Source organism: Sphaerisporangium sp. NPDC088356 (assembly GCF_040685555.1).
Taxonomy (GTDB): Bacteria; Actinomycetota; Actinomycetes; order Streptosporangiales; family Streptosporangiaceae; genus Sphaerisporangium.
Map to the genome: position 1 here is coordinate 1 of NZ_JBFBIK010000112.1, position 8819 is coordinate 8819.

Consider the following 8819-nt stretch of genomic DNA (forward strand, 5'->3'; position numbering starts at 1 on the left):
ATAATATAAACAGCATTCTTACAACTATACCCCCACCCCCCCATATTCCTATTTTTTTCTTTTGGGCCGGGCCCCCCCGGCCCCCCAACCCCCCGGGGGGGTTTTGTGGGGGGGCCGACCGCCGGGCGGGATACCAGGCCCACCCGGCGGACTCGTCCTCACAGGAGGGTCCATTGGGGACGATGGTCCGTTAGGCTGTCGCCAGCGCTCCCGACCGCACGTCATGGGGCAGGCACCACCTACCGCGCCGCACACCACGAGGGCAGGCGATGGGCGGCCTGGCCACGGGCAAACGACAGCCACGCTCCGGCTCCCCACCGGGCAGGGGTCGGCAGCGCCCCGATCTTCCGGCATGCGCCGATGGCGGGCTGCCGGTGTGCATGGCACGGCTGTGCGGCGTCAAGCGGTGACCATGGAAGCGGCACGGACAGGCCGTGCGGGCGGGCGGAATGCCGCCGGGTCATCCGGCCAAGGGAGCCCTCACTGGCAGCGTGGACTGGCCGGGGACACCCAAGATGCCCTCGACGACGCCCACGAAGGTGTCGGCCTCGGTGATCAGCTCGTCGGCGTCTCGCGCCGAGACCACGCGGACCATGCCGGCCTCCGCCGAGGCACGCTTGGTGGCGCTCACCGCGAAGTAGGCCGCCCACTGCGCGAGCCTGGGCTCGGCCTCGGGCAGCAGCTCCCACGCGCTGCGGAGCCGTCGCCTGCGGCCGTCCATCGGCCGGGGCAGGGCCGCGAGGATCGCGGCCGCCGCACGCAGCGCGGCGAGATGCGCCGAGACGTAACGCTCGGCGGGTGTGCGGGCCGCCGACGCGTCGGCGAGGCAGGAATGCGCGTCGGCAAGGTGCGCGCGCACGGTCTGTGAAATCCGGGGACCTTCTCCGGACTCTCGAGTCATGACACCCTCCTTGGGGTCGTGGCCCCGGCGGTAACCGCCGGTGATAACACAGTCGCAGACACCACCGACAATTTCGGTGGTCCGCTGGTCGTGGTCACTCGGCCGGCTCGTACCTCGCTCCCTCGCCCCGGTCACCCTCTGATGCCCGGCTGCGTCACGCTCGGGTGCTGAGTGCTCCCGCTCCCATGGCTTCCGGTCCACTGCTTCCCGGTCCACTGCTTCCCGGTCCGGGGTTCTCGGTCCTGTGCTTTCCGGTCTGGGCGGTTGGGGTCCGCCGCTCCCCGGTCCGGCGGTCGTGATCCGGTGGTTCTTGGACCTGTGCTTGCCGATCTGGTGGTTCTTGATCCGGTGCTTCTCGGTCCGGGCGGTATGGGGTCCGATGGGTCTCGATGGCTCGTGGTGCTGCTCTGTCGGGCCGTGTGCTGCTCTGTCGGGCCGGACGAGGAGCTTCCCCTCTCCCCGTCCGGCCATCGTGCGCGTGGCGAGGCCGCCGCCGACGACGCGCTCCCGCCGGTGGTGAGGGCGGGCCGCGAGTCCCACCCTCACCCTGTCGAACATAAATTCGATGACGCGTGTTGTCAAGCATGAAGCGAACAAAGGTTCGATCATGTGCGACACCCTGGCGACGCCGATGGGCCGGGCGCCGGAGGGTGGCGGCGAATCGGGCGCCAGAGGGACGCGGTGAACCGGGCTCTGCGGGTGGCGGCGAGGCGGGCGCCAGAGGGCCCGGCGAGACAGGCTCTAGAGGGTGCCGGTGAGGTAGGTGGTGATGGCGGGGCCGTGCCGGCGGATCCAGGCTTCGGCCCGGGGCAGCCTGTCCTTCACGCCGTCGTCCCACATGCGCCTGAACGCCGGGTCGACCTCGGCGGCGGCACGCATGTTGGCGTGGAAGCGGCCGACCATGCGCGTGGCCGCGGGCACCAGGGCGCGGCGCTGGCCGGCCGTCATGCCGTAGGCGTCGGCGAAGATCCCGACCCTGCGGGGAATGTCGAGGTCGACGTAGGCGGGGGCCCTGTCGTGCGGGTGCAGCAGCGGCGCCCAGTAGTAGAGGGCGTTGGCGAGGTCGTCGACCTTCGACGTCGGCTTGGCGAGATCGAAGTCGATGAGCGCCGCGGGCAGCCCTTCACGGAAGACGACGTTGCCGGGGCAGTAGTCGCGGTGGCCGACCACGAGCGGCTCACCATCGGAGGTCGAGCTCGTGACCTGCGCTCCGGGTATGCCTCCCCAGACCGCGTCGTGAGGCGGGACCCAGCCCTGGGCGGCGTCGTGGAGCCCGCGGATGAGCCGAGCGAGCTCGACCAGGACCTCCTCCCCCGCTGTGCCGGGCGGCAGGGGCTCTCGCGGGACGTCGCCCGGGACGAACGAGAGCACCTCCCTGCCCTGCTCGTCGATGCCCAGGGGGATCGGAGCGTGCGGGAAGCCGGCGGCGTGCAGGTGCGCCAGGAAAGCCTGCACCGTCATCGTGAAGGGCCTGACCGGGCGGCGGACGGTGTCCCCGGCACGGGTGATCCCCTGAGTGACGCCATCTCCCACCAGAGGCACCTCGGCCGGCGGGACGGTGTCACGGTTCCAATCAGTCACAAGGCTCCTCCGGCGGTGTGAGAGCGGGTCCGGTGAAGGGTGTGGGAGACGGTGAGGGCCGCGGTCGTCGTGACGATCGCGGCCCTCACGCGAGACGGCGCGGCTCAGCGCTGGAACTTGCCCCTGACGTGCACCGGCACCCCGGTGCCCAGCAGGGACGGCAGCACCTGGGCGACGTGCATCGGAAGCCGCACGCACCCGTGGGACGCCGGGGCGAGCGGGACCGACAGCGCGCCGTGCAGGGCGATGCCGCCGTTGAAGAAGATCGGGTTGTACAGCTGGCCGAGGTAGGACTTGTGCCAGCCGGACCTGCGCCAGGTGGTCTTGAAGTCACCCGTCGGGGTTCTCGCGTCGCCGCAGAACCTCTGCGCCCTGCCCTGCCAGGTGGCCGTCTCGCAGTAGGGGATGCCGCTTCCCGAGGAGATGTGGGTGATGAGCTTCACCTGCCCGGCCCTGTAGAGCACGGCGATCTGCTTGGTGAGGTTCACCTCCACCCGGTCGGGCTTGCCGGTCGGGACGAGCACCTGCGCAGCCTTGGGGGCTTCCAGCGCCCGCCACGTGCGGCTGTTGATGGTGCTCGTCGGGGAGATGCCCTGGACCTTCTGGAAGGCCCAGACGGCGGACTGCGTGGTGCCGCCGTAGTTCGAGTCGATCTTGCCGGGCATGTAGCCGAGCTCCCGCAGCCTTCCCTGGAGCTCCTTCACCGCGACGCCCTTGGCGCCGAACTTGAGAGTGCCGTGCGGCGCCACGAATGGCTCGGCCGCGCGCACCAGGCCGACCGGCGTCACATGGATCGTGACCGCCTGAGTGGCCGCGCGACCGGGCGCGGGGGCACCCGCTAACGCCGCCGGCCTCACCTGCTGGGCCCCCAGCCCGCAGCCCGAGACGAGCACGGCTCCCGCGGTCAGCACCACCGCGGCGGCGAGCCGCCTACCAACCCCCATGTCAAAACTTCCCTTCGGACACACCACTATCGGTCGTCCGGACACTAGCGCAACGGTCACGCCACACCCCGTACAGTCACAGAGATGTAATGAAGCGCTCGCCACGGCTAAACTAAAGCCGGGGGATTCCAGCCGTCCGGGGTTCCGTCTTCGCGGTGACTCCAGGCGCTGTTGCTTGGCGGTTCGCCTTCCGGCCCACGCGGTTGCGTGGTTTGCGCGCCCCAACGCGCACACCCGGTCTGGGTTGTGCGTGCTCCGCCCTCCCGGCGGTGAGGATGTTCTTGGCGGCGTTCACGTCGGCGTGCTCGGTGTGTCCGCAAGAGGTGCACCGGAAGACCGCTTGGCTCTCGCGGGATTTCCGATCCGCCACCTTGCATACGTTGCACGTCTGACTGGTGTACGCGGGGTTGACGGTGATCACATGGGTGCCCGTGTAGCGGGCCTTGCTGCGGGTGGCCCGTTCGATGCGGTGCCAGCCCTTGTCCAGGATGGACCGGTTCAGGCCGGTCTTGCTCGCGGCCCCGTTAGGCAGGAACGCGCCCGGCCGCTGCGGGTCTGGCCTGGGTTGGACACCGGCGGTCATGTTCTTGGTCGCCAGGGCCTCGAATACCACCAGCTCGAAGCTCATGGCCAGGGTACCGGCGGTCTTGGCGGCGAAGTCCTCCCGGCGTCTGCGGATCTTCCGCGCCAGGCCGGCGACCCGCGCGGCGGCTTTCCTGCGCCGGGCCGATCCCTTCTGGGTCCGGGCGAAGTCCCGCTGGAGCTTCTTGGCGTGCTCAACTTCCCGCCCGCGGGCGAACACCTGGTGGTGGAAGCGTCCGTCCGAGCGGGTCACGACCTTGACCACCCCCCGGTCGATTCCCACCCCGGTGCCGGGGTTCGCGTGCCGCTCAGGCGGGGTGATCGCGTCCTCGACGAGGAAGCTGATGTACCAGTGGCCGCCGTCGCGGGACACGGTGGCGTTCTTGACCTTGCCGCCGAGCGGGCGGGTGATGCGGAAGCGGACCCAGCCGAGCTTGGGCAGTTTCGCCTGTGCCCAGCGCCGGTTCAACCGCTCGATGGCGATCTTCCCGCCCTCGGGAAAGCGGAACGACGGCAGGTTGCCGGCCTTGGACTTCCAGCGGACCTTCCACGTGCCGTGCCGGGCACACGCCTGATCAAGGTCGATCAATGTCTGCTGAAGGCAGTGGCCGGGCACCTCGGCCAGCCACTCGAACTCGCCCTTGGCCTCCACAAGCTGCCGGGCCTGTCGGTGGTAGCCGATGAACGCACCGCGCCGCCGGTAGATGCGGCGCTGCTCCAAAGCGGTGTTCCACACGCTGCGGCATGCTCCGCCGATCCGCTCGGCGAAATCACCCTGCTCGGGGGTGAAGTCCAGGCGGTACCTGCGTCCGGTTAGCATCACCGATCACCGGTTCTTCTGGTTCTCGACGTACCCCTTAACGACATCCAGGGGCGCCCCGCCGACCGTGGCCACGAAGTAGGAGTTGATCCACAGCGTCGGAAGCTTGGAGGTCAAACTCGGGAACTCCTGGCGCAGAACGCGGGAGGAGCGGCCCTTGATGGCCTTGACCAGCTTGTGAATCCCGAACTGGGGGTCCACCTCGACCAGCAGGTGCACGTGATCGGGCATGACTTCCAGTTCTACCAGCCACGCCCCTTTCTCCTCGATCACCTCGCCGATGAGCTGCTTGAGTCGCTCTTCGATCCGTCCACCCAGCACCCGCCTGCGGTACTTGGGGCACCACACCACCTGAAAGGCGCACAGGAAGGCGATGTTGCTGTTCCTACGCAAGGTCACAGCCACATCGGCCAATATACAAAAGGAGCCCATCTACCGCTCAAAGATTCGAGAGAAGGGCTTACCCCCATGGCTGAAGCCAGGGGTCCGCGCCCTAGATCTCCGATCGCCCACGCGGGTCAGGGTGTTTAGAGTGTCCACGTGCCAGAAAAGTCGCATCCCAGCGTGATCAAGGTCTCCGACGCTCTGCGGGAGGCCGGCGCGACCGGTGAGGTGGTCGTGCTCACCGACTCCGCCCCCACCGCGGCGTCGGCCGCCGCCCAGGTCGGGTGCGAGGTCGGCGCGATCGCCAACAGCCTGATCTTCGACGCCGACGGGGAGCCGCTGCTGGTGCTCACCAGCGGCGCGCACCGGGTCGACACCGGGCTGGTCGCGAAGCTCGTCGGCGTCTCCCGGGTCAAGCGGGCCTCTCCGGAGTTCGTGAAGGCCGCCACGGGTCAGACCATCGGCGGGGTGGCCCCGGTCGGCCATCCCGCGCCCATCCGCACGCTGGTGGACACCTGGCTGGGCAAGCACGCGGTCGTGTGGGCCGCGGCCGGCCACTCGCACACCGTCTTCCCGACGACCTTCGACGAGCTCGTCCGCATCACCGGCGGCACCCCGGTCGAGGTGGAGTAGGGCGCCGCGGCCGGCGTGCGAACCGGCGCCTTCGGGCCCGACCTGCGTACGCCGTCCGAGCGAGGGGCGCGACTAAATGTCGGGAAAACGCCATGAAGATCGGTCTCGCCCACGTTCGACCGCCGGGTGATCGGCGCCCTGCTAGTGTGCGATGAGTGATCGAACTGCGACGCGCCGGTCCCGAGGGGTTCGTCTCCGCGCTGGACATCGTGATCGACATCTACACGGCGGCGATGCGCCCACCGGTCGATCAGCTCTCAGGTCGACAGGGCATCATGCGCAATCACGCGACATTTCCTGACTTCACCTGTCTGTTCGCCGAGAACACGGACGGCGCCGCGGTCGGTTTCGGGTACGGCTTTCATGGCATGCCCGGCCAGTGGTGGCACGACGTCGTGCGCCGCGCGCTTGAGGAGCGGTCGGGCCCGCCCGTCTCCGCCGGTTGGTTCGGGAACGCCTTCGAGATCGCCGAGATCCACGTGCACCCCGGCTACCAGGGCAAGGGCATCGGCCGCCGGCTGGTGCAGGGCCTGTGCGAGGGCAGGCCCGAGAGCACCGCCGTGCTGTCGACCCATGACCAGCCCACCGCCGCACGCCACCTTTACCACCGGCTCGGCTTCGTCGACCTCATGAGCAAGTTCGTCTTCCCCGGCGGCTACGAGCACTACGCGATCGTCGGCAGCATGCTCCCCCTCCGCCCCCTGGCCTAGGGCTGGCCGGCGGGAACGGGGGCGGGGGACGGCACAAGGGCCTGGTAGACCTCGCGGGTCGCGCTCGACCTGTTGAAGGTGATGAAGTGGATGCCCGGCGCTCCCTCGTCGAGAAGCGTCTGGCACAGCTCGGCGGCGTGCTCGATGCCGAGGCGGCGCACCGCGGCCGGGTCGTCGGCGACCGCCGCGAAGCGCTCGGCCACCTCAGGCGGGAAGGGGGCGCCCGACAGCTGCTCCGATCGCGCGATCGTGCTCATCTGGGTCACCGGCATGATGCCGGGGATGATCGGCGTGTCGCAGCCCTGGGCCGCCACCCGGTCGCGCAGCCGGAGATACTCGTCGGCCCTGAAGAACATCTGCGTGATGGCGTAGTCGGCTCCGGCCCGGCACTTCCGCACGAAGTAGTCGGTGTCGGACTCGATCGACGGCGACCTCGGATGGCGGTAGGGGAAGGCGGCCACCCCCACGCAGAAGTCGCCCGCCTGGCGGATGAGGCGCACGAGATCCTCGGCGTACAGCACGCCCTCGGGATGCTTGATCCACTCGGCCAGCGGGTCACTGCCACGGGGGTCGCCCCGCACGGCGAGGATGTTGCGCACGCCCGCCCCGGCGAACCTGCCGACCAGGTGGCGCAGCTCGCGGATCGAGTGGTCCACGGCGGTGAAGTGGGCGACCGGCGTGAGCGTCGTCTCGTGGGCGAGCCGCTCGACGATCTCGACGGTGCGGTCGCGGGTGGAGCCTCCCGCGCCGTACGTCACGGAGACGAACGTGGGGCGCAGTGCCTCAAGCTCGCGGATCGCGCGCCACAGCTGCCGCTCCCCCTCATCGGTCTTGGGCGGCATGAACTCGAAAGAGAACGACCGGCCCCCGGAGGCGAGTAGTTCCCGGACGGTGGGAACGCGGTCGGGCATGTATGAAGGACGACCCAGAGCCATGGTTCCAAGGCTACAGGTCCGGTCCGGCCCGCACCGCTGGTGAACGTGCGCTCCTCGACCGGCGTCGCACAGGGGCCACGAGGGCTCGCGGGTCTTGTGCGACGTCCTGCCGGGCCCCGCGACCTCGCACGCCGGCCACTCTTCCTCGCGTTCACGACCCTCCGCTCCTGCATGACGTAGGTCACACCGGGGACGGGAAATCGGGGTGCTCTCGTGCGGCCGTTAATCTCAGAGCATGACCACTTCCTTCGCCCTGTCGGATGCCTTCCGCTCCGAGGTGGACCGCCGCCTTCGGATGTTCGTCGACCGGCAGCGTCCCTTGGTCAGCGGCCCCGAGCTGAGCCCTCTGATGACGACCGCGGAGGACTTCCTTGCGGGCGGCAAGCGGCTGCGTCCGGCGTTCTGCTACTGGGGCTGGCGTGGCGCGGGCGGGGAGGAGGACGCGGCGATCTACACCGCCGCGGCGTCGCTGGAGCTGCTCCAGGCGAGCGCGCTGATCCACGACGACGTGATGGACGCCAGCGATCTGCGCCGCGGAAAGCCCGCGGCGCACCGGCGGTTCCAGGCCATGCACCAGGAGTCGGGCTGGCGGGGTTCGGCCGTGCAGTTCGGCGAGGGCGCGGCGGTGCTCCTGGGCAGCCTGCTGCTGGTCTGGTCGAGCGAGATGTGGCGTACGAGCGGCCTGCCGGCCGAGGCGCTCGCCGCCGCCGAACCGGTGCACGACCTCATGCGCACGGAGCTGATGTGCGGGCAGTACCTCGACCTGCTGGAGCAGGCACACGGGAACAACACCTTCGACAGCGCGCTGAGGGTCGCCCTGCACAAGAGCGGCAAGTACTCCGTGGAGCAACCCCTGCGTCTCGGCCTGCTGCTCGCCACGCGCGGCCAGGAGCCGTGGCTCGACCGGCTGTGCGTGGAGTACGGCCAGAAGGTCGGCATCGCCTTCCAGCTCCGCGACGACGTCCTCGGCGTGTTCGGCGACCCCGCGGAGACCGGCAAGCCCGCGGGCGACGACCTGCGCGAGGGCAAGCGCACGATGCTGATCGCCCGCACCCTCTCGGCCGCGTCCGACGGTCAGGCCGCCGAGGTCCGCAGGCTGCTCGGGGACCCTGGGCTCGACGCGGGCGGCGTCGAGCGGCTCCGCGAGATCATCGAGGAGACCGGGGCCCTGACGGCGAGCGAGGAGATGATCAAGCGTTACCTCGACGACGCGCTGAGCTCGCTGGAGCGCGCGCCGATCACGGGCGAGGCCCGCGACGCCCTCGCCGAGCTGGCGGTGGCCGCCACCTCGCGCCGGAGCTGAGCCACCGCGGACCCGAACTACCGCGG

General features: G+C 69.8%; 9 protein-coding genes. 3 read left to right on the forward strand and 6 right to left on the reverse strand.

The annotated features are described in order from the left end of the window. Window positions 1-460: 460 nt before the first annotated feature. From AB0O34_RS29565 to tnpA, 5 genes are all read right to left on the reverse strand, one after another. The gene (locus AB0O34_RS29565; RefSeq protein ID WP_363920933.1) at window positions 461-901 is read right to left on the reverse strand and encodes an SAV_6107 family HEPN domain-containing protein; all 441 of its coding nucleotides are present in this window, start codon (window positions 899-901) and stop codon (window positions 461-463) included. 741 nt (window positions 902-1642) lie between these two features. Next, window positions 1643-2482 carry an aminoglycoside phosphotransferase family protein gene (locus tag AB0O34_RS29570; protein WP_363920935.1) on the reverse strand — a complete coding sequence of 280 codons (840 nt, stop codon included), beginning with the start codon at window positions 2480-2482 and terminating at the stop codon, window positions 1643-1645. Window positions 2483-2586: 104 nt separating this feature from the next. Continuing rightward, complete coding sequence (locus AB0O34_RS29575; RefSeq protein ID WP_363920937.1) at window positions 2587-3426, reverse strand: L,D-transpeptidase family protein; 840 nt, start codon at window positions 3424-3426, stop codon at window positions 2587-2589. A gap of 112 nt (window positions 3427-3538) precedes the next feature. Next, entirely contained in the window at window positions 3539-4828 is a 1290-nt protein-coding gene (locus AB0O34_RS29580; protein WP_363920939.1) for a transposase, read from the reverse strand. A 6-nt stretch (window positions 4829-4834) separates the two neighbouring features. Beyond that, a complete protein-coding gene (tnpA, locus tag AB0O34_RS29585) occupies window positions 4835-5233 on the reverse strand; it encodes an IS200/IS605 family transposase (protein WP_363920941.1) in 399 nt (132 codons plus the stop codon). Window positions 5234-5368: 135 nt separating this feature from the next. Here tnpA and AB0O34_RS29590 point away from each other — a divergent pair, with 135 nt between their 5' ends. Further along, the gene (locus tag AB0O34_RS29590) at window positions 5369-5845 is read left to right on the forward strand and encodes a YbaK/EbsC family protein (RefSeq protein ID WP_363920943.1); all 477 of its coding nucleotides are present in this window, start codon (window positions 5369-5371) and stop codon (window positions 5843-5845) included. 155 nt (window positions 5846-6000) lie between these two features. Then, a complete protein-coding gene (locus AB0O34_RS29595) occupies window positions 6001-6555 on the forward strand; it encodes a GNAT family N-acetyltransferase (RefSeq protein ID WP_363920945.1) in 555 nt (184 codons plus the stop codon). Here the strand turns inward: AB0O34_RS29595 and metF are convergent. Continuing rightward, window positions 6552-7466, reverse strand: a complete 915-nt coding sequence (gene metF / locus AB0O34_RS29600) for a methylenetetrahydrofolate reductase [NAD(P)H] (RefSeq protein ID WP_363920947.1) — start codon at window positions 7464-7466, stop codon at window positions 6552-6554. The two genes, AB0O34_RS29595 and metF, sit on opposite strands and share 4 nt — an antisense overlap. 259 nt (window positions 7467-7725) lie before the next feature. On the opposite strand from metF, the gene AB0O34_RS29605 reads away from it, so the two are divergent. Next, window positions 7726-8793 (forward strand): polyprenyl synthetase family protein, encoded by a 1068-nt coding sequence (locus AB0O34_RS29605; protein ID WP_363920949.1) that lies wholly within the window; start codon window positions 7726-7728, stop codon window positions 8791-8793. Window positions 8794-8819: the final 26 nt, after the last annotated feature.

Excerpts from the sequence above, each read along its gene's own strand:
- AB0O34_RS29580 (WP_363920939.1), bottom strand. The coding sequence starts at position 4,828 with ATGCTAACCGGACGCAGGTACCGCCTGGACTTCACCCCCGAGCAGGGT.
- AB0O34_RS29565 (WP_363920933.1), bottom strand. The coding sequence starts at position 901 with ATGACTCGAGAGTCCGGAGAAGGTCCCCGGATTTCACAGACCGTGCGC.
- AB0O34_RS29605 (WP_363920949.1), top strand. The coding sequence starts at position 7,726 with ATGACCACTTCCTTCGCCCTGTCGGATGCCTTCCGCTCCGAGGTGGAC.
- metF (WP_363920947.1), bottom strand. The coding sequence starts at position 7,466 with ATGCCCGACCGCGTTCCCACCGTCCGGGAACTACTCGCCTCCGGGGGC.
- AB0O34_RS29575 (WP_363920937.1), bottom strand. The coding sequence starts at position 3,426 with ATGGGGGTTGGTAGGCGGCTCGCCGCCGCGGTGGTGCTGACCGCGGGA.